26 protein-coding genes, 1 riboswitch and 1 other annotated feature are annotated in these 21189 nt (G+C 46.9%); of the genes, 15 read left to right on the top strand and 11 right to left on the bottom strand.

Features of this window, described 5'->3' with window-relative positions:
- Nucleotides 1–9: 9 nt before the first annotated feature.
- The 5 genes from EL268_RS24240 to EL268_RS24220 all read left to right on the top strand — a co-directional run bounded on the left by EL268_RS24240 (nt 10) and on the right by EL268_RS24220 (nt 5502).
- The gene (locus tag EL268_RS24240; protein ID WP_047071237.1) at nt 10–693 is read left to right on the top strand and encodes a response regulator transcription factor; all 684 of its coding nucleotides are present in this window, start codon (nt 10–12) and stop codon (nt 691–693) included.
- Entirely contained in the window at nt 690–2186 is a 1497-nt protein-coding gene (locus EL268_RS24235) for a sensor histidine kinase (RefSeq protein ID WP_106655931.1), read from the top strand. Before EL268_RS24240 ends, EL268_RS24235 begins: the two co-directional genes overlap by 4 nt.
- A 49-nt stretch (nt 2187–2235) precedes the next feature.
- Nucleotides 2236–2477: a binding site (T-box leader), on the top strand.
- A gap of 125 nt (nt 2478–2602) precedes the next feature.
- Nucleotides 2603–3103, top strand: a complete 501-nt coding sequence (locus EL268_RS24230) for an Lrp/AsnC family transcriptional regulator (protein ID WP_007722565.1) — start codon at nt 2603–2605, stop codon at nt 3101–3103.
- The gene (locus EL268_RS24225; protein WP_106655930.1) at nt 3100–4278 is read left to right on the top strand and encodes an aminotransferase; all 1179 of its coding nucleotides are present in this window, start codon (nt 3100–3102) and stop codon (nt 4276–4278) included. Before EL268_RS24230 ends, EL268_RS24225 begins: the two co-directional genes overlap by 4 nt.
- A 312-nt stretch (nt 4279–4590) precedes the next feature.
- Nucleotides 4591–5502 (top strand): aminoglycoside phosphotransferase family protein, encoded by a 912-nt coding sequence (locus EL268_RS24220; RefSeq protein ID WP_106655929.1) that lies wholly within the window; start codon nt 4591–4593, stop codon nt 5500–5502.
- Nucleotides 5503–5573: 71 nt separating this feature from the next.
- On the opposite strand, the gene EL268_RS24215 is transcribed toward EL268_RS24220, so the two are convergent.
- From EL268_RS24215 to EL268_RS24195, 6 genes are all read right to left on the bottom strand, one after another.
- On the bottom strand, nt 5574–6629 hold the full coding sequence (locus EL268_RS24215; RefSeq protein WP_106655928.1) for a TolC family protein: 1056 nt from the start codon (nt 6627–6629) through the stop codon (nt 5574–5576).
- 221 nt (nt 6630–6850) lie between these two features.
- Nucleotides 6851–6997 (bottom strand): hypothetical protein, encoded by a 147-nt coding sequence (locus EL268_RS32935; RefSeq protein ID WP_164724513.1) that lies wholly within the window; start codon nt 6995–6997, stop codon nt 6851–6853.
- Entirely contained in the window at nt 6990–7178 is a 189-nt protein-coding gene (locus EL268_RS24210) for a hypothetical protein (RefSeq protein ID WP_106655926.1), read from the bottom strand. Before EL268_RS24210 ends, EL268_RS32935 begins: the two co-directional genes overlap by 8 nt.
- Before the next feature lie 146 nt (nt 7179–7324).
- Nucleotides 7325–8185 carry a hypothetical protein gene (locus EL268_RS24205; RefSeq protein ID WP_106655925.1) on the bottom strand — a complete coding sequence of 287 codons (861 nt, stop codon included), beginning with the start codon at nt 8183–8185 and terminating at the stop codon, nt 7325–7327.
- A gap of 218 nt (nt 8186–8403) precedes the next feature.
- Nucleotides 8404–9852 (bottom strand): amino acid permease, encoded by a 1449-nt coding sequence (locus EL268_RS24200; RefSeq protein WP_106656002.1) that lies wholly within the window; start codon nt 9850–9852, stop codon nt 8404–8406.
- 113 nt (nt 9853–9965) lie between these two features.
- Nucleotides 9966–10151: riboswitch (Lysine riboswitch) on the bottom strand.
- A gap of 84 nt (nt 10152–10235) precedes the next feature.
- A complete protein-coding gene (locus EL268_RS24195) occupies nt 10236–10730 on the bottom strand; it encodes a DinB family protein (protein ID WP_106655924.1) in 495 nt (164 codons plus the stop codon).
- Nucleotides 10731–10898: 168 nt separating this feature from the next.
- Between EL268_RS24195 and EL268_RS24190 the strand changes: the two genes are divergently transcribed.
- A complete protein-coding gene (locus EL268_RS24190) occupies nt 10899–11456 on the top strand; it encodes a CGNR zinc finger domain-containing protein (protein ID WP_106655923.1) in 558 nt (185 codons plus the stop codon).
- Between the two features lie 31 nt (nt 11457–11487).
- On the opposite strand, the gene EL268_RS24185 is transcribed toward EL268_RS24190, so the two are convergent.
- Nucleotides 11488–12288: an inositol monophosphatase family protein gene (locus tag EL268_RS24185; RefSeq protein ID WP_164724512.1), complete on the bottom strand. Its 801-nt coding sequence runs from the start codon at nt 12286–12288 to the stop codon at nt 11488–11490.
- 205 nt (nt 12289–12493) lie between these two features.
- Here EL268_RS24185 and EL268_RS24180 point away from each other — a divergent pair, with 205 nt between their 5' ends.
- Complete coding sequence (locus tag EL268_RS24180; RefSeq protein WP_106655921.1) at nt 12494–13246, top strand: alpha/beta fold hydrolase; 753 nt, start codon at nt 12494–12496, stop codon at nt 13244–13246.
- On the opposite strand, the gene EL268_RS24175 is transcribed toward EL268_RS24180, so the two are convergent.
- From EL268_RS24175 to EL268_RS24165, 3 genes are all read right to left on the bottom strand, one after another.
- Complete coding sequence (locus EL268_RS24175) at nt 13224–13622, bottom strand: hypothetical protein (protein ID WP_106655920.1); 399 nt, start codon at nt 13620–13622, stop codon at nt 13224–13226. The genes EL268_RS24180 and EL268_RS24175 overlap by 23 nt on opposite strands.
- A 32-nt stretch (nt 13623–13654) precedes the next feature.
- Nucleotides 13655–14179 (bottom strand): ImmA/IrrE family metallo-endopeptidase, encoded by a 525-nt coding sequence (locus EL268_RS24170; RefSeq protein WP_106655919.1) that lies wholly within the window; start codon nt 14177–14179, stop codon nt 13655–13657.
- A gap of 72 nt (nt 14180–14251) precedes the next feature.
- On the bottom strand, nt 14252–14698 hold the full coding sequence (locus EL268_RS24165) for a helix-turn-helix domain-containing protein (RefSeq protein ID WP_048031497.1): 447 nt from the start codon (nt 14696–14698) through the stop codon (nt 14252–14254).
- Between the two features lie 180 nt (nt 14699–14878).
- Between EL268_RS24165 and EL268_RS24160 the strand changes: the two genes are divergently transcribed.
- From EL268_RS24160 to EL268_RS24130, 8 genes are all read left to right on the top strand, one after another.
- Nucleotides 14879–15073, top strand: coding sequence for a BhlA/UviB family holin-like peptide (locus tag EL268_RS24160; RefSeq protein WP_017251979.1), 195 nt, complete (start codon nt 14879–14881; stop codon nt 15071–15073).
- Between the two features lie 236 nt (nt 15074–15309).
- Nucleotides 15310–16287: a homoserine kinase gene (locus EL268_RS24155; protein ID WP_106655918.1), complete on the top strand. Its 978-nt coding sequence runs from the start codon at nt 15310–15312 to the stop codon at nt 16285–16287.
- Nucleotides 16288–16381: 94 nt separating this feature from the next.
- Entirely contained in the window at nt 16382–17314 is a 933-nt protein-coding gene (locus EL268_RS24150; RefSeq protein ID WP_106655917.1) for a hypothetical protein, read from the top strand.
- Nucleotides 17315–17503: 189 nt separating this feature from the next.
- On the top strand, nt 17504–18670 hold the full coding sequence (locus EL268_RS24145; protein WP_106655916.1) for a dicarboxylate/amino acid:cation symporter: 1167 nt from the start codon (nt 17504–17506) through the stop codon (nt 18668–18670).
- Nucleotides 18671–18878: 208 nt separating this feature from the next.
- Entirely contained in the window at nt 18879–19259 is a 381-nt protein-coding gene (locus EL268_RS24140) for a hypothetical protein (protein WP_106655915.1), read from the top strand.
- A gap of 108 nt (nt 19260–19367) precedes the next feature.
- Nucleotides 19368–19508: a hypothetical protein gene (locus EL268_RS32930; protein ID WP_164724511.1), complete on the top strand. Its 141-nt coding sequence runs from the start codon at nt 19368–19370 to the stop codon at nt 19506–19508.
- 118 nt (nt 19509–19626) lie between these two features.
- On the top strand, nt 19627–20007 hold the full coding sequence (locus tag EL268_RS24135; protein WP_106655914.1) for a hypothetical protein: 381 nt from the start codon (nt 19627–19629) through the stop codon (nt 20005–20007).
- Nucleotides 20008–20184: 177 nt separating this feature from the next.
- Nucleotides 20185–20646 carry a hypothetical protein gene (locus EL268_RS24130; RefSeq protein WP_106655913.1) on the top strand — a complete coding sequence of 154 codons (462 nt, stop codon included), beginning with the start codon at nt 20185–20187 and terminating at the stop codon, nt 20644–20646.
- A gap of 105 nt (nt 20647–20751) precedes the next feature.
- Here EL268_RS24130 and EL268_RS24125 read toward each other — a convergent pair whose 3' ends face one another.
- Entirely contained in the window at nt 20752–21189 is a 438-nt protein-coding gene (locus EL268_RS24125; RefSeq protein WP_007722508.1) for a Dps family protein, read from the bottom strand.

Genomic DNA, 21189 nt, shown 5'->3' with positions numbered 1-21189 from the left:
GTGAAAGAAATGAGCCAAAACAAAGGCATTAAAATATTGCTTGTCGATGATGAGCCGACCATCCTGCAATTTTTGGAGATGGGTCTTGAAAATGAAGGTTTCCAAGTATTGACGGCACAAGACGGGATGACCGCGGTGACCATGGTAAAGGAGCATCAGCCCCATGTCGTCATTCTCGATGTGATGATGCCAGGCATGGACGGCTTCGAGGTATGCCGGATGCTGAAAAAGATACAGAATGTAGCAACGATCATGCTAACAGCCAGAGAAGACGTGGAGGATCGGGTAAAAGGACTAACGCTGGGTGCTGATGATTATATGATTAAGCCGTTTAGCTTTGAGGAGCTGCTTGCCCGTATCCATGCGCGTATTCGCAATCATTACCCACATTTGCTCTCCAAGGTACATCTCGGGCCATTCCAGATCGATGACAGACGAAAGGAAATTACCTACGAGGACACACTTCTGGAGCTATCGCCAACGGAATACTCTTTGCTGAAATATTTGGTGACGAATCACGGCTTGGTGCTGAGCAAACCAATGATTCTGGATAACGTATGGGGCTATGATTTTGGTGGGGAGGAGAATATTGTCGAGGTGTATATTCGCTCCTTGCGTGACAAACTGAACGATCGTCAGCATCGGATCATTCGCACTTTGCGCGGTGCGGGCTATCGGGTTGATTTTGTATGACAATGAATCGAAACAATCAATGGGCCTCCTTCCTAGAACCGAACTCTTTGCGTTATCAGCTGTTGTCTCGTTCGTTATTTATCTTATCCGGGTTGCTGCTTCTAATCGGCATGATTCAATACTTATTGATGGAGCAATTCTTGTATCGCAGCAAAGCCGAAAGTCTGTTAAATCTGGCAGTTACCGTTCCGTATCAGGTCTTGGAAGATACGGAAACACTCCCGAAAAACGATCAGTATGTCAGCGCGTTGCTCTCCTTGCGTACACCCGATATCAAGTATGCCTTTATTGACAACGATGCCAACGTGACGGAGCTGTTTGCGATTCCGAGCGAAGGGTATTCCCCGCGCTTTCCTGATAGTTTATACCGCGAGATCTTAGCTAGTGGCGTATGCACTTTCAAATACAAAATTTTGGAAGGTAGCACTGGGACGGATTATTTGGTCGTGCTGGCACCGATCAAATCATCTGAACAGCTGCAAGGAATCGTACAACTGAGTACACCTGTCGGCTCGATGCGGGAAGTGCTATTTCCACAGTTGATCATTTTCTTCTCTGCATCTGCACTCGCCTTGCTAATCGGCTTGTTAACCTATGTGCCTGTGCTTCGCCGTACACTGAACCCACTTTCGCGTATTGAGGTTACCGTTGAGCGGATCAATGCGGGTAATTTGGATGAGCGGCTGCCGATGGATCAAGGTCAGATGGAGATTGATCAATTATCGGCGGTCTTTAACGGAATGCTGGAGCGGTTGGAAACCTCCTTTAAAATCGAGCAAGAAGCTGGAGAACGGATGCGGCGCTTTGTAGCAGATGCCTCACACGAATTGCGAACACCGCTGACATCCATCCATGGTTTTTTGGAAGTGCTGCTGCGTGGTGCGGCGGCAAATCCCGAACATTTGCAGAAAGCATTGAAAAGCATGCACGGCGAGACAGAGCGGCTGAACAAACTCGTCAACGATTTGCTGTACCTGGCTCGGATGGATCGGGAACCGGCTTTCCTTTTGCAAGAAGGGCAGTTGGACGCGGTCGTGCACAGTATGGAATCGCAGCTCATGGTTCTGGCGGGTGACCGAAACGTTCATTTCCGCGTAGAACCGAATGTTACGGTTGCTTTCGATTGTGATGGAATGAAGCAAGTTATTCTCAATCTGTTTCAAAATGCGGTGCAGCATACTGACCCTGTCCAAGGTGAAATCGAGCTTACATTGAGCAAGATTGCCAATGGCATTGAACTGACGATCAGAGATAATGGGGCCGGAATCGCACCGGAGCATGTCCCGCATGTATTCGACCGTTTCTACCGGATTGAATCCTCCCGTGCACGCAAAAGCGGAGGGGCTGGTCTGGGGCTGTCGATTACCCAATCCATTGTAGAAAATCATCGGGGAAAAATTGACGTACAAAGCAGCTTGGGAACAGGGACCGTGTTTCGCGTATGGTTGCCTAACGATTTGAAAGAGGGTCAGAAGACAGAAGTTGTTAGTTGACAATGAGAGAAAACCTCATTTATAATCTGAGACATTCAATAAAACAACCAACACAGCCGTGAAAAGGAAAGTAAAAAAGGGATTTTGACGTCCAGAGAGTTGCCTGTTAGCTGAGAGGGCAGCCGCGAACTCTTTTTGAAAGCCACCTTGGAGCTCTGCTTTTGAAAATGCCAAGTAGAAAGCAGCGGATGGCCCACGTTATGGGGCGCATGTCTTTGTAGACAGCACGAGTTTGCCTTTTGTGAGAGAGGCAAAAAAGCTGAGTGGTACCGCGATACCTTCGCCTCAGCAACCGGATTCATGGAAATCATGAGCCTGGTTGCTGAGGCTTTTTGCATGATGGCGTTGTTCAAAAAGTCGACTACTTGAATACGCACTTATGTACAAAAATAAAGAGAAAACTGGAGTGGTGGGGCATGGATCGCTTGAAGCAAAGAGAGCTGTTGCACCTGTTGGAAGAAGACAGTCGCATGAGCGCTGAGCAAATCGGAAAAATGATCGGGGAGCCAACCGAGGTTGTTGAGCAGACGATTGCAGCCTTGGAAGCCGAGAAGGTCATTGTCAAATATCCAGCGCTAGTGAACTGGGAGCGTGTGGACGATCATCCGTACGTAAATGCCATGATTGATGTGAAAGTGACGCCGAAGCGCGACGTCGGCTTTGATGAAGTAGCGGAACGAATTTGCCGTTTCCCAGAAGTGAAGGCTGTTTACTTGATGTCTGGTGCAAGCTATGACTTGTCGATTATTTTGGAAGGCAAAACCATGAAAGAGGTAGCCACTTTTGTTTCGCAAAAGCTGTCCACTCTCGATTCGGTTGTCTCAACAGCTACACATTTTATTTTGAAACGTTACAAGCACGATGGCATTGAGCTGGAAGATCGTGACGAAGATCACAGGATGGTGGTTACGCCGTGAGTACACAAGTCAAAGTCAAAAACCGTTTATCCAGTACAGTTCAATCGTTGAAGCCATCAGGTATTCGCCGCTTTTTCGATTTGGCAGCATCGATGGAGGGAGTCATTTCCTTAGGTGTAGGGGAGCCTGATTTCGTCACTCCTTGGCGCATGAGAGAAGCTTCGATTTCTTCGTTGGAGCGTGGACATACAGCTTATACATCCAATGCAGGTATGTTGCCATTGCGTGTGGAAATTCAGAAATACTTGGAAGAACGTTTTTCTGTCAGCTATCATCCAGAGACAGAAATTCTCGTGACGGTTGGTGCCAGCGAAGCGATTGATATCGCTCTGCGTGCCATTCTCGATCCAGGTGATGAAGTATTGGTCGTAGAACCTTGCTATGTCTCCTATGAACCAGTCATTCGCTTGGCTGGCGGGGTGCCAGTATTCCTGAAAACAACGATGGAAAACCAGTTCAAGCTGACACCGCAAGAGTTGGAGGCGCACATCACCGCGCGTACAAAAGCAATCATTTTCTGCTATCCAAATAACCCGACCGGGGGGACCATGACGGCTGAAGAGTGGAAAACACTTTTGCCGATCATTGAAAAGCATGACCTCATGGTGATCTCCGATGAGATTTATGCGGAGCTTACCTACGGACGAATGCATGATAGTATCGCGGCTCTGCCAGGGATGAAAGATCGGACAATCCTGATCTCCGGTTTTTCCAAAGCGTTCGCGATGACCGGCTGGCGTCTGGGATATGTCTGCGCGTCACCTGATTTGCTCGCAGGCATGCTGAAAATCCACCAGTACACCATGCTGTGTGCACCGACAATGGCTCAGATGGCTGCGTTGGAAGCCCTGCGCCACGGACGTTCTGATATGGAACGAATGATCGAGAGCTACCGTCAGCGACGCAATTATGTGGTAGATGGATTTCGTCAAATCGGATTGACTTGCCATGAGCCGGACGGCGCATTCTACGCATTCCCGTCTGTAGCTTCTACAGGTCTCAGCTCTTCTGAGTTTGCGGAGAAGCTGCTCATGGAGGAAAAGGTAGCTGTTGTACCTGGAGATGTGTTTGGCGAAAGCGGACAGGGGCATATCCGTTGTTCTTATGCAACATCGATGGAGCAGTTGAAGAAGGCGCTGGATCGTATGGAGCGCTTGATGGGACGACTGTCATAACATTTTCCGGGAAATAAAGGGGGGCGGCTTTCAAGCTGCTCCCTTTTTTAACGAGTGGCTGTGGGGGGAAGAAGCGCATTTCCAGTCTACGCTTCGGCCTACGCCCTGCAAGGGGGATTCACTGTCCGCCTCGGGAAAAATGGCGGGAGCGCTTCAAACGTAGAAGTTTCGATGAAGTGTTTCGAAGCTGGGATGGGCTCCAGAGGCGCTTGACTGGAAATGCGCTTCTTCTTACGCGGCTGTGGGAAGGGAACAGCTTGAAAGTTGGTGCAAGAGGATGTTTTGCAAGTAGTTCGAGGAGGGGATTCCTTAATGATTTCATTGCCACCCCATTTTATACAAACAATTACGGGCGTACATAAAGAAGAGGGGCGTCTATGGCTGGATTCCTTTCATGAATTGATTGCTGATTGCGAAGCACGGTGGTCTCTAAAGGTGCTTGAGCCATTTCCACTTTCTTATAACTTTGTCGCACCAGTTGTGTTGCAGGATGGGAGAAACGCAGTGCTAAAGCTTGGTTTGCCTGGAGTGGAATGGCAAAGAGAGCTAGCAGTGATTCGAGCTTTTGCAGGGCGGGGAATGGTGCAGCTGCTCGATGCTGACGAGGAAAAAGGCATCATGCTTTTGGAGCGCATCATGCCAGGGGAGACACTGGATAAGCTGAGCAGCGAAGACGATCGAATTGAATGCTTGGCGGACGTGATCAAAAGGATGCATACCCCCGTTTCGAGAGCTGGTAAGCTTGCCGCTACGTTTCCGACGATCGCGGACTGGGCTGTGGGACTGGAAAAGATTCACCCTTATTTCCAAGGGGGGACAGGACCAATTCCCGAACAAATGGTGGAGCAGGCCATGCGATGGTACAAAAAACTTCTCTCCACACAAAAAGAACAGTGTCTGCTGCATGGTGATCTTCATCATGAAAATATTTTACGAGCAGAAAGAGAGCCGTGGTTGGCAATTGATCCAAAGGGGCTGATCGGGGAGACGGAATACGAGGTGATTCCGTTTTTGCTGAACCATTTGCCCGAGGTTGGGGTAGAAGAAGTAATGAAACAGCGAGTCGATGGGCTGACAAAGGCGCTGTCTTTGCAAAAAGAGAGAGTGTTGGCGTGGGCCTATTGCCATAGTGTGCTGTCGGCTTGGTGGTTCATAGAGGATTTTGGTGTAGACGGCGGTCGTCTGGTGATGCCGAGAGTTTTTGAGAGGCTGTTATATGAGTAAAGGCTTCACCCTGTCGGATGAAGCCTTCTTTATGTTAAATGAATAAATTAGATCCTTCGTAACACGAAATATTAATAGCCACTTGACTGATTCAAGGTGGAAGCAGCGAGATTGTATTGATAAACCGATTCGATTGCTTTTGTTTCGGAGTCAAACAGGTTTGCTTCGTCTTCCATCAGTTCTTTCATCGATGCTTTTCCTAATCTATATTGATCGATTGTTGCCTGATAGCGCTCCAATGCGGCTTCTTTCTTTGTTGTACTTTCCTCTAAGGCTTTTTTCGCTGCCAGTACCTTCGTATAGTTGTCACTTACTTCTTGACCGATTTTCTTTTGTGTTTTTTGTTTTTGCAGTTCCGCTTTTTTGTGCTCATTTTTTGCGATTGTACCTTTATGTGTACTGAGTGCGGAATACTCGGCTGTGTAATCAATTCTTACTTGGGCAAAGTCTATTTCTGCTTGTGCCTTGAGCATCTCAGGACGTTTTTCAAAAGCTTTTGCTTGCAATTGCTCCAGGGAAGGCAGCTCATGGTGGGTCAGATCAGTGGCGATCATTTTCCATTGTCTGTCCGCTTTTTCATTCATTAAATCGTTGAGCTTGGCCAATGCTTGCTTGTAGCTGGCTTCAAGGGCAGCAAGATTTTTGTGAGCTTCTGTTTCTTGGGAGTCCAACCAGTACTGTCTTTGCAAGCTTTTCTTCTGCGCTTTGATTTTGGCGTCTAATGATTGGACTTCGAAGAATGCTTTTTGCACTTGCAATTGAAGGGTATTTTTTTGCGTATTCAGGGCGACTTCATCGACAACCACTTCTTTGATCGCTTTGGCTGCGTCTTCGAATTTCTTTTTTGCATCAGCCAAGGTCATGATGTCGGCTTTTTTGATTTCTGCTTTTTCTCTCAGGGTGATGGATGTTTCGTACTTCGTAGTATCTAAGTCAAGCCGAAGCACCTCCAGATCAACGCTATTCTTTAGTGCCTGTTCAACTGCGAAATCTAGCGACAAAGGGGAAACATCCGTCTGTTCAGCAGTGGCCACGAGTGGAGCGGCCAGAGCCAAATGGGCGCCACCTGTGAGGAGAGAAGTGACTAATGTTGTGCTGTAAATGTGTTTGAAGAGCCTGGATTTCATGGGGCAACCTCCTGATCATATATACAAGAATATGATAACGATTCTCATTATCAAATCCATGAAAAGTATATATTTCCAACAGAATTTCGTCAATAAAAAAATGTTTTTCACCGTGTTCTTGGTCAGAAATCCAAAAGAATCCCCTTCCGGAAAAAGGCAAAGTGAGCATCTGCCTGTTTTCCTAAAGGGGATTTGATTTGTTCTTCGTAGTGGGGAAAGAACTATTCTTGTTCTCTGTTTTCTTTGTTTTCCGCAGCCGCCTTGGCAGTTTGGTCCAATGTCCCTTCCTTTGGTGTAAGGGAATAACCATGCATATTGCTTCCGTTATAACCCATGTCCGGTTTTTCCTTTGAGATGCGATCAGTCATTTGCTTCCCCCTTATTTTGTCCAGATTTAGAGTCTTGCTGCACATACGGATTGTCGACGTTATTTGGTTCCTTGTCCAGATTGGTACGGATTGCGATGATTGGGCTATTCGGAGGTTGAGCGATCAGTCTGTCGTCCAGTTGTTTGAAATCAGGCAGGTCGTTTTCACGATTGTCGTCCATGTTCGTCTCCTCCTTTACTGGTTAGTATGTCCACCATCTGCCTGTACATTTCCTTAAATGGAAAAGGAACGAGACTGGTACTAAGAAAAAACAGCCCCAGTCCCAGGGAAGTTCGGGCGGAGGCTGTGACGATCGTCTTTGTGCAATTAACTCGTTTTCTTGGCCAGGATCTTCATAAAAGAAGCAAGATTCGTTTGTAGCATTGGTGTGAAGGCAGAAAAGGAAGCATTTTCAGTGAGCGTATTCATTTGATGAACAAATTCAGTGGCGTCCTTTGTATTGACATTCTCAAAGCGGTTAGCGATTTTTGTATTTTTTAAATCGGAGAGAAGCGTAGCTTGTTCGTTCCGGTATTGTGAGATCCAGTCTGGACGATGTTGCAGCTTTTTGACGAATTGAATCAGCATGCTTACTTTCTCTGTTTGATTGGTAGTCGCTTGCATTTTTTTGTAGGCTTCTGGATCATACCGCTCCATCAGTTTGGATGGATTGACATAGTCGTTCGGAGCCCCATGTGGTTTTTGAGGAAGCTCTACGTAGCTGACACTGCCAGTGGCAGGGTCAGCCTTCCGTGTTTTGGCAACGCCAGCGAGCAGATGGAGGGTATCCAAAAATTCAGCAGCATTTTCATCGTCAGTCATGAATTGTTCTGCCAAATATTTGCCTTGGGTTAAACCGGCTTCTACCAAAGCAGCTCTTTCTTCCTCCGTGTAGGTGGATTGGGAGTTGAAAAAATTTTGCTCCAGGATGTGGTCAAAGGCTTTGCGAGCCTCGGGCGGTTTATCTGCAAAAAGTTTATCCAAACGCTCATTAATCTCTGTGCTAAAGAAAAATTGGACGCTATGATGTTCGATGACACCAGCAGGGAGCTCACGTGCCTGGTGAGAACGAAGGTCTACTGTATCGTGCTCGGGCAATCCTAGACGAGGTCCTGTCACCATTTTGGGTGCAGCTTGGTTAGTTGATAGCTGGGGTGTAAGGTAGCGGGTATTCGATTGGATGTGCATGTTCTACTCTCCTCACATGGATTCATGTTCAGTCGTGATGGAAGGAGATCATGGTTACCTTTTATCAGATGACTGGGATGAGTTGTGGGAACGGAAGGAAACGGATCTCAATTGCTTCTTGTCTATACTATCGGCTATTTTTGGGCAGTTTTAAATATGCTGGCAAACATGAAAAAGGACTCCCGTTCAGATAACGGAAGTCCGTAATTTTTCTTCTATTATTTCGTGTATTCATCCATGCTGAAGTCTACTTGTTCAAGAGGGACGATCTTGGTCTTTTGCGTGATTTTATAAGCGAGCCAAATGATTAAGAAAAGTGGCAGGCCAATGTAAGAGACCAGGACGCCATACCAGTCGATTGTTCCACCCATGAATGCGGAGTAGTTTTGCCCCAAAATAACGATGCAGCAAATGATGAAAGCAAAAATCGGTCCAAACGGGAACCACTTTGCCCGATAAGGCAGTTCGCTTAAGTCACGGCCCTGAGCGATAAACGCTTTGCGGAAACGGTAGTGACTAATGGCAATTCCCAGCCAAGCGATGAAGCCTGACATACCGGACGCATTCAATAGCCAGACATACACCTCGCCTTCCCCAAACAGGGAGGACAGAAAAGCAAGGGCGCCGATGAGCGCAGTCAAGATCAAAGCATTGATCGGTACGCCGTTACTTGTTACTTTTGCGAACCATTTTGGTGCTTTTCCTTCTTTCGCCAAGTTCCACAGCATGCGTGTAGAGGCGTACATGCCAGAGTTACCAGCAGACAATACAGACGTAAGAATAACGGCATTCATGACGGAGGCTGCAAAAGCAAAACCTGCATTTTCAAAAACAATCGTAAACGGACTGATTGCAATATCCGTAAGGTCGCCACTAATCAGATTTGGATTATCGTATGGAACCAACAACCCGATGATCAAAATAGCGAGGATGTAGAAGAGCAGAATGCGCCAAAAAATTTGACGGATGGCCTTTGGAATGTTGCGGGCAGGGTCTTCGCTCTCCCCAGCTGCGACACCAACGAGCTCTGTCCCTTGGAAAGAGAATCCGGCAATCATAAAGACACCGAGCAGGGCCATGAAGCCGCCATTGAATGGCGCGTCGCCTTTGGTGAAGTTTTGGAAGCCGACTGCTTGGCCGCCCATAATGCCAAAAATCATCAACACACCGACAATTATAAAGACGATAACCGTTACTACTTTAATCAAAGCAAACCAATATTCAGATTCTCCATAGGCTTTCACAGACAGGAGATTCAAGGCAAACAGCAATCCGAGGAATAAAGCGCTCCACAATATCGCTGGGGTATCCGGGAACCAATATTTCATAATGAGTGCGGAAGCTGAAAGCTCGACGGCAATGGTAATGGCCCAGTTGTACCAATAGTTCCAGCCGAGAGCAAAACCGAGAGATGGATCGACGAACCGTGTGGCATACGTCGAAAACGAACCGGACACAGGCATGAAGGCCGCCATTTCCCCCAAGCTGGTCATCAAGAAGTAAACCATGATACTAATAGCGAGATAGGCGACTAAAGCTCCACCTGGTCCGGCGGAATGGATCGAGCCTCCGCTGGCGAGAAACAATCCCGTCCCAATCGAACCGCCGATGGCGATCATCGTCAGGTGTCGGGCTTTTAAACCACGTTGCAATTGATTCTGTGACATAAGCTGCTTGCACGACCTTTCTTGATTTTTGAGAAGGAAGGTCGGAAACGAAAAAACCGCCATAGCCAAAAAAATGGCATAGGGCGGTATCATCCAATCCCCACCAAGCCTTCACTGAAGATAGCTCACCACGTTTGCTTGGCATGCAAACGTGACAGTTCTGCCCCTTTCGAGTACAGCCCCAACCCAATCGCACAGAGACGCGATATGAGCTTCGGCGGATTTTCCTTACCTGGAGTCATTGATTTTCTCTGAATCTCGTACAGGATGATATAAAAGCCGCGACCTCTATCCTCACCGTGAAAGATGAGGATAACATGTATGAAATTATGTGATTCATTCACTATAAAGGATTGTTTGTGATTAATCAATGTGAAATTTTGTTATTCAAATGAGCGTCTGGCAGGCCAAGAGCCATGCAGCTTGCGAATTTGGACGATTTGTCCCGTATGAAACGCATCATGCAGGACGAGACTCATCACGGTTTGGTAGATGGGCGTATAGGTAGCCGTCTGATTTAAATCCTCGTCTGTCAGCAAGGAAAGCTTTTCATGAATGTGGCGATGGACGCTTTCCATTTGCAAAAGGGTAGCTTGCCAAGCGTTTTCATCATCTGGACCGCCGGATGGGATGAAGGTATCATCGTTCGTTTCAGCGGAGCCAGGAAATTCGGTGCCCAATAGACGATGCAGCAGGCGTTCTTTGTAATAAAGAAGGTGGCTGACGTTTTCCCAGATCGTGTTGGCTGCTTCTCCCACAGGGCGCCAGCTAGCCTCGGCAGCTGACACTCCGGAAAGCGCTTCTTTTAAGGGTGGATACCAGTCTTCCTTGTCATACGTACATTCCCATCCGTGCAAAAGCAATTCCTTCCGATTCATACGCTTCCTCCTCGTCTGTGAAACAGATTGATGAAACGCTATAATAGCAGTAAGAAATGAACTTGTAACCAGTTAATTAAATTACGATAGTTACAAATAGATATTACCATATCCTGTATAGTCATACAAGAGAGAAAAATGAAGGGTTTCGTCAGGAGAGATGATGACATGGACTGGCTTTGTATCGATTTTTTAAATAGTGATTGGCGTGATTGGCGCGGTTCTGGTCGTGCGGAAAATCGCTTGGAGAACCAGGAATGGCTGACATCCTTTTTGCAAACATACAATCTAACTGCTCCGTTGCCGATGAAGGAGGAGTGTGCCGCGTCTCTTTTGCAATTGCGCGAACGCTTGAGACGTATGCTGGAAGCCGTTGTCCGTGGAGACCGATTCCAAGAGGAGGACCTTGCGGAATTGAACAACACGTTGGCTCTCGCCCCTTTTCATATGCAGGTGTTGTATGTAGATGAGGAGGGCGGCTACAGGCAAAAGCATGTTAGCTCAACAGAGGGTTGGCCCCTCGTCATGGCACAAATTGCGGCTTCTTTCGCGGAGTTGCTTGCCCCGCAGCATCTGGAGCGAATCAAAATATGTGACAACGAGGATTGCCGCTGGGTGTTTTATGATGAAAGCCGCAACCGGGTGCGCCGCTGGTGTGATGACAAAATGTGCGGAAACTTGATGAAGGTGCGCCGTTTTCGTGAGCGGAAAAAGGATAAAGGGTGATGCGCATAGGCTCACCCTTTTTATCTGTCTGTTAGGAAGCTGGGGTCAATTGGATCAGTTTAGGGTGGATGGACGAGCCTGCTGCTACGATGCCTGTGCTTTTCCAGCAAAAATCATTTCCTTGCGTATCCGTAATTTTGCCTCCGGCTTCCTGGACCAAAAGAGCACCAGCCAGCCAATCATACACCCCTTCACCGTATTCCCAGTAACCGTCGAGTCGTCCACACGCCACGTAGGCGAGATGGAGTGATACTGCGCCTTGCATGCGGATGGCAAAAGCTTCTGGCATCACTCGCGTCAAGGAATTCGCCGTATACTTTCCGACCAAGAGGTTCATCGGCTCGGAGGAAGCAAAGAGCGTGCCGAGAATGCACTCACTCAGCTGCGATTTGGATGAGGTACTGATTTTTTGTCCGTTTAGAAAAGCTCCGCGTCCGTCAATGGCTGTAAACAGCTCATCACGGCATGGATCATAGACAAAAGAAACAACCGTGCGTCCTCCGTCAATCAGGCAGAGGGAGGTAGCCCACATCGGCATATTTTGCAGAAAGTGGACCGCTCCATCGATTGCATCCATCACCCAATAAGGACTTGTGAATTCAGGCTTTTCCTGTGCAGCCAGATCGAATTCCGCGTCAGAGAATTCATAGGTGGGGAAACGCTCGGACAATGAGCGCTTCAATCGAGCTTCAACTACAGGATTCACCTCTTCAAAGCGTTTAGACATTGCTGCCTTGCTGTGGCAGGGCGCGCCTTTTTCAAATTCCACTAGCAGCTCCTTTCCAACGCTTCTTACCAGTTCCTCGCAAAATTGCACATCCTGTTGATTCATAACAATTCCCATCCCTTCTCTTTTTGGTAGACAATCATGAGCAAAACCTCTAAACAAATTTGAGTAGTATTTTTAAATACTACTATGACGAAATCAGTTCGTCAACACCACGAAATTGTCGAGATTTACAATTCATGCACATGCGCAGAGTGTTTAAGACATAATAAGTAGCATCATGCATGGGAACGGAAACGAGGTGGGTAGGATGAGTCAAGCACGCAAAAAGTGGTTTCAGGCAATCGTATTGGTGACACTTGGAGCCATTTGTCTGGCTATATGGTATTTGCAGCCATATCAGCCCGATCAAGCAGCGTTAACGGCCATGCAAGGCGGTGAAGGGATTACGGTCATGGATACGAATGACTGGATTATTTTCCAAGGCGGGGAGTCACGCGAACCGGGACTCATCTTATATCCAGGAGCACTGGTCAAACCGGAGAGCTATGCACCGATTGCCCGTGCCTTGGCAGGTTACGGCTATCATGTTTTTCTCGCACGAATGCCGCTGAATTTGGCTGTAAGTGATATGACGCGGGCCACACAAGTATTAAAGGCGTACCCAAATAAAACGTTTGTCATCGGAGGACATTCGCTCGGTGGGACCATGGCAGCACAATTCGCAGCAAACCATCCAGACCGAATCAAGGGTGTGTTTTTATTGGGGGCGTATCCGAACAGGCAGGGAAACTTAAAGACCGCGAATTTGCCTGTGCTGTCTTTAATTGGATCTCGTGATGGTGTGATCGATATGAAAGCGTTTGAGGATAGCAAGCAGTATTTGCCGGAGCGTACCGTGTACATGTCCATAGAAGGGGGGAACCACTCCCAGTTCGGTAGCTATGGATCGCAGGAGGGCGACCAGCCCGCTGCCATTACCCCGCAGGAGCAGTGGCAGCAAACGGTGGCAGCGATTAAGGATTGGCTGCTTAATGAGGTTACAATGATGAACGTGGAATAATACCGGATACAACACCTGTAATGCGAATGTTTTCCGAGGGGAGTAGCATGGGGCTGTCTTGCTCGCGTGTGGTTGTAAACAGACATTCCAATGGATTGACGTCTGCTGCAATGCGCACAAGGAACTGCCCCTCCTGTCGGATCAACACGGGTCTGTCTTTTACTGGCTCCATCGAAAAGTCTGAGATCAAGAGGGCGTCACCAGGAAAGATACCGAGACCACGAAAGCCGTCATCTCGCATGATGAGAGCAAAGCGGGCCACGTGATAGCTGGCTACCTGCAAGGAGGGTAACAGCGACAGCTCCTCGTCTTGGTCCAAGGCGAGATCAAAAAAATGAGTCGTGTACGCATCTCCGGCAATAAAGACTCGTTTCATCAGGTATCGCCTCCTCCATATAGCGTCGTAATTTACCCATAGACGGGAAAGCCTTTGGCATACAGACGGCTCAGTATGCGCTCAAAACGGGCACGAGCAAGAGGCATCGGCACCTGAAAGCGCTGAGCCAACATAGCAGGAGCGTTGTATCGCGAGCAATCGGCAAGCAGGGGGCTCATCATGTAAATAGGAAGCAGCAAATGCTCGGCAAAATGATTCGCCTGCGATTCTTGCCAGTCAATCATCCATTCGCTGCTCTGGGGCTGAATGCCTTCATGAAGGAGCAAATGTCCGAGTTCATGCGCGATTTTAACTCGCTGGGTAGCCAGATCGAGTCGCTCGTCCACCGCAATGACATAACGTCCCGGCAAAAAGGGATGCGCATGTGCACGACTCCTGCCGCAAATACGATGGATCTCAATGCCGTATGTCTCGCACAAGAGATGCAGATCGATTTGTTCGGGCGAATCGATGCCGTGATGCTGAAGCAGCAAGTACACGCGGCTCTCGAGCCATGTTTGCGGTTCGCAGATTTCTTTCAAAAGGGAGTGAAGCATCAAGGACCTCCTAAATGAATGGTAAGGAACGTACGTTCTGTATTTCATTGAAAAGAAAACCCCGCACTGGGGTTATTTTTTTTTGATGTCTTCCGTGATGTCAAACAAAGACGGAGGTCGTTCCTCGCGTACTTTACGGACTTTCCACTGTTTCTTCAAGTCGTACCAGTAGCGGCGAATTTCTTTTTTCTCCTCTTCTGAAGCGTCCAGATACCCGTCTAGGAAATAGTAGTCGTCCGGGTCATCGATCTTTTCCTGCAAGAGCTCGTCCAACGAACGTTGATTTGTCTGCTCAGTTGCGGGGAGAATATAGGCCGTGACTTCATCTGTGCGGCCCAACAACCAATCGGTCGTGACGTCCAGCACATCAGCCAATTGCCGCAGCATGTCATTCGGAGGTGTGCTGTGGTTGTTCTCGTAGTTACTGATCGTCCCCTTGGTCGTGCAGACATGCTCTGCCAACTCTTCCTGGGTCAGACCTTTTGTCTTACGAGCTGTGCGTAAGCGCTGAGATAGCATGAGCGTGCCAGTCCTTCCTGTGAGGATGTACAAGCCTATTGTACTAAATGAGAGGGAAAAAGAAAAGTATGGATATTAATTTTGTTTTCAACGAATTATGTACAAGTCTTTTGTACAAAATACAGATAAGAACGTTGCAGGAACACTCGTTCTGTACAGTGACAAAAGGGGAGATCAAACATGGAAGATCAAGTAACAACCGTATTACTTCAGCAAGGGCCATTTGCTGCTTTGTTTGTCTGGTTGTTGTTTTATATTATGAAAGCAAATCGCGAGCGCGAGGGACGTTTACAAGATTTGCTGGACAAATACAGCGACAAATACGATCTGATCCTCGAGGAATTGCGCGAGATCAAAGGAAAAGTGAAGAAATAAAGCTTTTGGGACAGCAAACCTTCTGATGAGCGTGACGAATACAAATCCATTACTTATGTTGCCCGATTCCTTGAAAAGCTTATACAGCAAGGGAGACAAATGGTTGCAGCCTGTACCAGACCTTGAATCGGCTCTTAGCCCTTCAAGGTCCTTTTTTACTTGCTGTGTCCTTTCCCCCATTCACACGTCTACCATAATAACTTATCCAATACTTAGCAAAAAGGAGCAGCATGACTATGCATTTACCCGTCGTCTACTCAACCATCTGTGAAAAAGCATTACAGAAAGTACTTCAGGAAGCATATCCAACCGAACAAATACAATCGGTTCACTACATGCTTCGAGGCATGAACGATACGTACCTTGTGGAGACGATCGATCAGAAACGAATTTTCAGGCTGTATCGCAGCGATTGGCGAACAGAGGAAGCAGCAGTCGCGTTCGAAATGGAGCTGTTGCTCCATTTGGACAGACAAGGAGTATCTGTTTCTGTGCCAATTGCGGACGGCTCAGGAAAGCATGTCTTGAGACTGCAAGCAGCAGAAGGCAATCGCTTTGGTGCGCTGTTCACTTATGCCGAGGGCAAGGAGCAGGAAATCGATAGCGAGGAACTGAGCGCACGATTTGGCAGGGCTGTTGCCGAGTTGCATGTTAAAGCAGAAGGCTTTTCCACACAACAAGCTCGTGAGGTATGGGACGCCAAGACGCTGATTCATCGCCCGTTAGCCATCATGGAGGCGCGTCTGCAGCATCGGAAGGAAGATTTTCAATTTCTCCAAAAGCTGGCGATGGAGCTGGAAGCTAAGTTGAATGCGCATATCCGTGCCGGACTCGACTGGGGGATTTGCCATGGAGACCTTCAAGGGAATTTTAATACGAATTTTTGTGAGGACAACACCTATACCCACTTTGATTTCGACCTGTGCGGATATGGCTGGCGAGCGTATGATCTGGCTGCTTTCAAGCTGAGCCGAATATTGATCGAAGAAGATGACGAACTGGTGGAGTCACTATGGAGTGCTTTCCTAAAAGGATATACCGAGGTTCGCCCCCTATCTGAAAACGATCGGGCTGCGGTGTCGCTTATGACAGGCATTCGCCAATTATGGCTAATGGGGCTGTGCATGCATGATCCTCATATCATGGGTAGCATCGAATCGGATGATGCTTTCTTAAGTGAGAAGATGGAATTTTTCAAAAAATATTTCGCGTGAACGAGAAGTGTTTTGCAAAGCGTTGTCAGAAAAGCATGCGACTCGAAGTCAATGATAGGTAAGCCATACATTGACGAGAAAGAGGGAGAAATGCATGTTACCGTACATCGGAAGTGGCGCGTACTGCTACGCAAATTCTTCAGCTATGCTTTTAGAGACGATTGGGGAGAAGGTTTCGCCTGCTGTACTTGAAGTACTCTCTGGGGTTGGTATCGGGGCGACGTGGCATGAGGAGCAGAAAATCATTTATTTCGGACAAGTGATTCCCGATCGTGGTGTAAGTCATGCATTGGAGCTACTAGCGTTTCGCTGGACGGAGAGGTCAGGGGATGCTGAGAGCGAGCCACCATTGGAGGAATTACGGCGTGATTTGGAACATGGGCCTGTTTTGCTCGGACCGCTTGATATGGGTTATTTGACGTATAATCCCAATGCTGCTTATTTGGGGGGCGCTGACCATTTTGTTCTCGCGTACGAGATGGATGAGCAAACGATCTATTTGCATGATCCAGCAGGATTCCCGTTTGTGAGCTTGCCGTTGGCTCAGTTTGTCTTGGCGTGGAAAGCCGAAAAAATCTTCGATCGCCTCTTTTCCTATCACTACTGGACAGCACCAAAGCGTGTAGGGAGTCCGTCAGAGGAGGAACAGGCTGCAAAAGCACTTCGTTTATTCCAAGGGATTTATCAGGAAAGTGCATCGGCAAAACCAAACCCTTCGGTCCTATACGGAAAGGAAGCGATTTTGCGGGTAGTAAAACGGATAGAAAAGGAAGGCGGACTCTCCCCAGCTGAAATTGGTCATCTCTCCTATTTTGCTTTCCAGTTGGGAGCGAGGAGAGCCATGGATTTCGCTGTGTTTTTCTCGAAGCATGCGCCAGAGCTGGCGGCAATCAAAGAGAAGCAGGCGAAGCAATTCGGTCGTTGTCACACACTGATTGTGGAAAAGAATGAGCAAGAGCTAGCGAATGCCATGTGCGTGCTGGCAGATATCGAAGAAGAATTTCGCCAAGTGGTTTGCGCCAAATAATATCGTTCCCCCAAGTGAGTAGGCAGTGCTCATTGGGGGTTTTTCTTTCGTTTTAATATTTTTACTTTTTTATGATCCATGACAATCTCATCCGGAATGTGTTACCTTGTTATTCAATAGTCCATGTAAAAGAGACATAGTCCATTCCACATGGACATTCTTTACCAACACGTAACGGGGGTTCAATTCATGAAACAGCTAGGTTTACTACCCAAAATCCTGATCGCTATTGTCCTTGGGATCGGGATCGGCTCCATTTCGCCGATTTGGGTTGTGAAAGGATTGGCTACATTTAGTGGCCTGTTTGGAAATTTCCTCGGATTTGCAATTCCGTTGATTATCATTGGGTTTATCGCGCCAGGCATCGGTGAGCTGGGCAAAGGGGCAGGGCGTTTGCTTGGGGTAACCACAGGGGTTGCTTACTTGTCTACGATCCTTGCAGGAGTACTTGCTTATTTGGTCAGTACGAGTATTTTTCCACATATTCTTGAGATAGGCGGATTGGTCAATCAGTATGCCAACCCGGAGAAAGCACTGGTGAAGCCGTTCTTTACCGTGGACATGCCGCCGATTGTAGGTGTGATGACAGCATTATTGCTCGCCTTCACCCTTGGTCTTGGAGCGACTGTCATCAAAGGAAACGCACTGCAAAATGTGATGGTAGACTTGAGAGATATCGTCGAGAAGCTGATCGCTTCCGTCATTATCCCGTTGCTTCCATTCCATATCCTGTCTGTATTTTCCAATCTGACCTATGGTGGACAAGTCACCATGATTTTGTCCGTGTTCGTTAAAGTTTTCGTGATGATTATTGCTTTGCATCTATTCTATTTGTTCGTACAGTACTTGGTAGCGGGCCAGATGGGGCGCAAAAACCCATTCACGCTGATGAAAAATATGCTTCCAGCTTACTTCACAGCGATTGGAACACAATCATCTGCGGCCACCATTCCTGTGACACTGAACCAGACCAAGAAAAACGGTGTAAGCGAAAAGATTGCGGATTTCGTCGTTCCACTCTGTGCCACGATCCATCTTTCCGGAAGCACGATTACGCTTGTCAGCTGTTCTATGGCAGTCATGATGCTAAATGACATGACGACATCCTTTGGCGTGATGTTTCCGTTCATTTTGATGCTGGGCGTAACGATGATCGCCGCACCAGGTGTGCCGGGCGGAGCAGTCATGGCAGCACTCGGATTGATGGAGTCCATGCTCGGATTTACTACCACGTTGACTTCGTTGATGATTGCTCTGTACATCGCCCAGGATAGCTTCGGTACTGCTTGTAACGTAACAGGTGATGGTGCGATTGCAGTGATTACGGATCGTTTGAGCGAGGAGAAGGCGGCTTGATCATGAAATAGAAAGGCGTAGGGGAACAAGACCTGTCCATTTTGGGATGGGTCTTTTTTGTCTGATTCTGAGTGCTTATGCTATACCTCGACAATTTTATGTGAAAGTCTACATAAAACTACAAATAAAGGCAAAAAACATTATGTTTTGACAATTATTGAATAAAATGGTATATTCCATTTATCCCATAATATAGGAGGCATTCATTGTGAAAAAAATCTTACTCGCATTGACACTAGTATTTGCACTATCCTCTTCCGCATTTGCTGCGAATACAGAAACAGAACCTAACGATACCTTTGAAATGGCGGATACTTTGGAGATTAACTCCTCTATCTTAGGTCAAGGGGAGAGCGGTGATTGGGATACTTTTGTTTTTGTAGCAAATCAAACCGGAAAAATGAGAACGAGCCTTACAAATAAGACCCAAGGAGTAGTTCCATACGTTGTGTGGGCTTCAGATAAAACTACCAGCCTTGCAGAGACTTCTGGTGAAGCAGAATTCGATGTAGTTGCTGGTGAAACATACTATATAAGACTCTGGTCTGTTGGAAAATCTGATTACACTTTCTCATTGAACAATCTGTAAATAGCCTTAAAAAACGCAGATAGCTTTTTACGAAAGCAGATTATGGCTTTGTAAAAAGCTATCTTTTTATTTTCGAACGCATGGGGACAACTTGGAGGTGTTTATTATGTGGCAACGAGAGTAAGTTATCCTGCGGAGAGAAGTAATGGAGCACCTCTGTATCAAGAACAAAACGCAGGTGAAAGCATGGTACGTTGGGATAGAAACGGGCGGGGAACAGTCCCAAAAGACCTGTCCATTATTGGATGAGTCTTTTTTGGGGAATTTTGACGAAAAACAACAAATAAATTCAAAAAACATTATGTTTTGACAATATTTGCAGATAATGGTATATTTCGATTATTCCATATTATAGGAGGCAATCATTGTGAAAAAAATCTTACTCGCATTGACACTAGTATTTGCACTATCCTCATCCGCATCTGCTGCGAATACGGAAACAGAGCCTAACGATACTATTGCAACAGCGGATATTTTAGAGGTTAACTCCTCTATCTCAGGGCAAGCGGGAAACAGTGATTTTGATCATTTTGTTTTTGTAGCAAACCAAACCGGAAAAATGAGTACGAGCCTTACGAATAAGGAAGCATCAGCTGTTCCATACGTTGTAATGACTTCAGACACAAATACCACTCTTGCAATGAGTTCTGGTGAAGCAGAATTCGATGTAGTTGCTGGTGAAACATACTATATAAGACTCTGGTCTATTGGAAAGTCTGATTACACTCTCTCATTGAACAATCTGTAATTAGCCTTAAAAAATGCAGATAGCTTTTTACGAAAGCAGATTACGGCTTTGTAAAAAGCTATTTTTATTTGCTAAATTGGGCACTTCAATTTCCCATTTCCAACTAGTGAGAATTATATTATCATTGGGTATAATTTCATCATTCTACTTTTTGCGAAAAGGGGAATACATAACGCAATGTTTAACGAACGGAAAGCGTTACAAATGACATTGCAGGCCATGCTAGAGCAGCGTATGGCACTGCGTCGACAGTATGTCGATCAGGACAAGCAGTTGGGAGCTGACATCAAGCAGCTTTTGAGCCGCATTCGCGAGTTGGATAACGAAGCCGGGATCGGAGTCGATGAAAGCCCAGAGGATACAGCCATGTCAACTGAGGAATTTTCCGATGATCTGATGAAGCGAATGAAAGTAAGAAAGGCTCACATTCGCCACGATTATGTGGAAGTTGCGAAGCACATCGAAAACCTGTTACGGGAAGCGATGTCTCCGATGTCATTGGCTGATCTCTGTTCCGTGTTGAAAGCACGGCACCAGGTAGAGTTTGCGAGTCCCTACATAGGTGTACAGAAGTCATTAAAGTATCTACCCCAAGTAAAAGTAGAAAAGGACGGGCGGAAACTGATTTTTTCACTCTAGGCAACCAGGGTGAGATAGGCAGTTCAACGGGAGGCAAGACCCAAAAAAGGCGATGTGTCTATGCACAATCGCCTTTTGGTGTCTATTGATTTTCGATTTTCTTGATTATTGCAAGAAGGATTTGAGCATCCAAATGTGTTTTTCCAGGCTGCTGCGGATTCCCAGCAGCATATCGGCTGTCGCTTCATCGTCAGCTTGGTCAGCTGTTTCCATAGCCAGCTTCAACTCGTCTACGAGAATGGAGAAGTCTCTCGCGATCGTTTCTACCATTTGCTCAGCTGTTTCGCTTCCTTCTGCTTCGGTGATGCTCGCTGTGTTCAGACATGCAGCCAAAGTCGCTACAGGCTTTCCACCGATGGAGAGAACACGTTCAGCGAGGGAATCGAGATTCGCTGCTGCTTCATTGTACAATTCCTCAAATTTTGCGTGGAGCGTAAAGAAGTGAGGTCCTTTTACATTCCAGTGAAAATTGTGTAGTTTCGTATAGAGAACTGTCCAGTTCGCCACTTGTTTATTTAAAACGCTGTAGAGTGTGTTTTCCAT

The organism is Brevibacillus brevis, assembly GCF_900637055.1.
GTDB classification, from domain to species: Bacteria; Bacillota; Bacilli; order Brevibacillales; family Brevibacillaceae; genus Brevibacillus; species Brevibacillus brevis.
Note: the sequence above shows the minus strand (reverse complement) of the source record. Positions and strands in the feature narration are given on the sequence as shown.

Excerpts from the sequence above, each read along its gene's own strand:
- EL268_RS24190 (WP_106655923.1), top strand. The coding sequence starts at position 10,899 with ATGGACTGGCTTTGTATCGATTTTTTAAATAGTGATTGGCGTGATTGG.
- EL268_RS24170 (WP_106655919.1), bottom strand. The coding sequence starts at position 14,179 with ATGCTTCACTCCCTTTTGAAAGAAATCTGCGAACCGCAAACATGGCTC.
- EL268_RS24130 (WP_106655913.1), top strand. The coding sequence starts at position 20,185 with ATGTTTAACGAACGGAAAGCGTTACAAATGACATTGCAGGCCATGCTA.
- EL268_RS24235 (WP_106655931.1), top strand. The coding sequence starts at position 690 with ATGACAATGAATCGAAACAATCAATGGGCCTCCTTCCTAGAACCGAAC.
- EL268_RS24215 (WP_106655928.1), bottom strand. The coding sequence starts at position 6,629 with ATGAAATCCAGGCTCTTCAAACACATTTACAGCACAACATTAGTCACT.
- EL268_RS24220 (WP_106655929.1), top strand. The coding sequence starts at position 4,591 with ATGATTTCATTGCCACCCCATTTTATACAAACAATTACGGGCGTACAT.
- EL268_RS24150 (WP_106655917.1), top strand. The coding sequence starts at position 16,382 with ATGTTACCGTACATCGGAAGTGGCGCGTACTGCTACGCAAATTCTTCA.
- EL268_RS24240 (WP_047071237.1), top strand. The coding sequence starts at position 10 with ATGAGCCAAAACAAAGGCATTAAAATATTGCTTGTCGATGATGAGCCG.
- EL268_RS24200 (WP_106656002.1), bottom strand. The coding sequence starts at position 9,852 with ATGTCACAGAATCAATTGCAACGTGGTTTAAAAGCCCGACACCTGACG.
- EL268_RS24165 (WP_048031497.1), bottom strand. The coding sequence starts at position 14,698 with ATGCTATCTCAGCGCTTACGCACAGCTCGTAAGACAAAAGGTCTGACC.
- EL268_RS32935 (WP_164724513.1), bottom strand. The coding sequence starts at position 6,997 with ATGACTGATCGCATCTCAAAGGAAAAACCGGACATGGGTTATAACGGA.
- EL268_RS24180 (WP_106655921.1), top strand. The coding sequence starts at position 12,494 with ATGAGTCAAGCACGCAAAAAGTGGTTTCAGGCAATCGTATTGGTGACA.
- EL268_RS24175 (WP_106655920.1), bottom strand. The coding sequence starts at position 13,622 with ATGAAACGAGTCTTTATTGCCGGAGATGCGTACACGACTCATTTTTTT.
- EL268_RS24145 (WP_106655916.1), top strand. The coding sequence starts at position 17,504 with ATGAAACAGCTAGGTTTACTACCCAAAATCCTGATCGCTATTGTCCTT.
- EL268_RS24205 (WP_106655925.1), bottom strand. The coding sequence starts at position 8,185 with ATGCACATCCAATCGAATACCCGCTACCTTACACCCCAGCTATCAACT.
- EL268_RS24230 (WP_007722565.1), top strand. The coding sequence starts at position 2,603 with ATGGATCGCTTGAAGCAAAGAGAGCTGTTGCACCTGTTGGAAGAAGAC.
- EL268_RS24125 (WP_007722508.1), bottom strand. The coding sequence starts at position 21,189 with ATGGAAAACACACTCTACAGCGTTTTAAATAAACAAGTGGCGAACTGG.
- EL268_RS24185 (WP_164724512.1), bottom strand. The coding sequence starts at position 12,288 with ATGAATCAACAGGATGTGCAATTTTGCGAGGAACTGGTAAGAAGCGTT.
- EL268_RS24155 (WP_106655918.1), top strand. The coding sequence starts at position 15,310 with ATGCATTTACCCGTCGTCTACTCAACCATCTGTGAAAAAGCATTACAG.
- EL268_RS24210 (WP_106655926.1), bottom strand. The coding sequence starts at position 7,178 with ATGGACGACAATCGTGAAAACGACCTGCCTGATTTCAAACAACTGGAC.
- EL268_RS24195 (WP_106655924.1), bottom strand. The coding sequence starts at position 10,730 with ATGAATCGGAAGGAATTGCTTTTGCACGGATGGGAATGTACGTATGAC.
- EL268_RS24160 (WP_017251979.1), top strand. The coding sequence starts at position 14,879 with ATGGAAGATCAAGTAACAACCGTATTACTTCAGCAAGGGCCATTTGCT.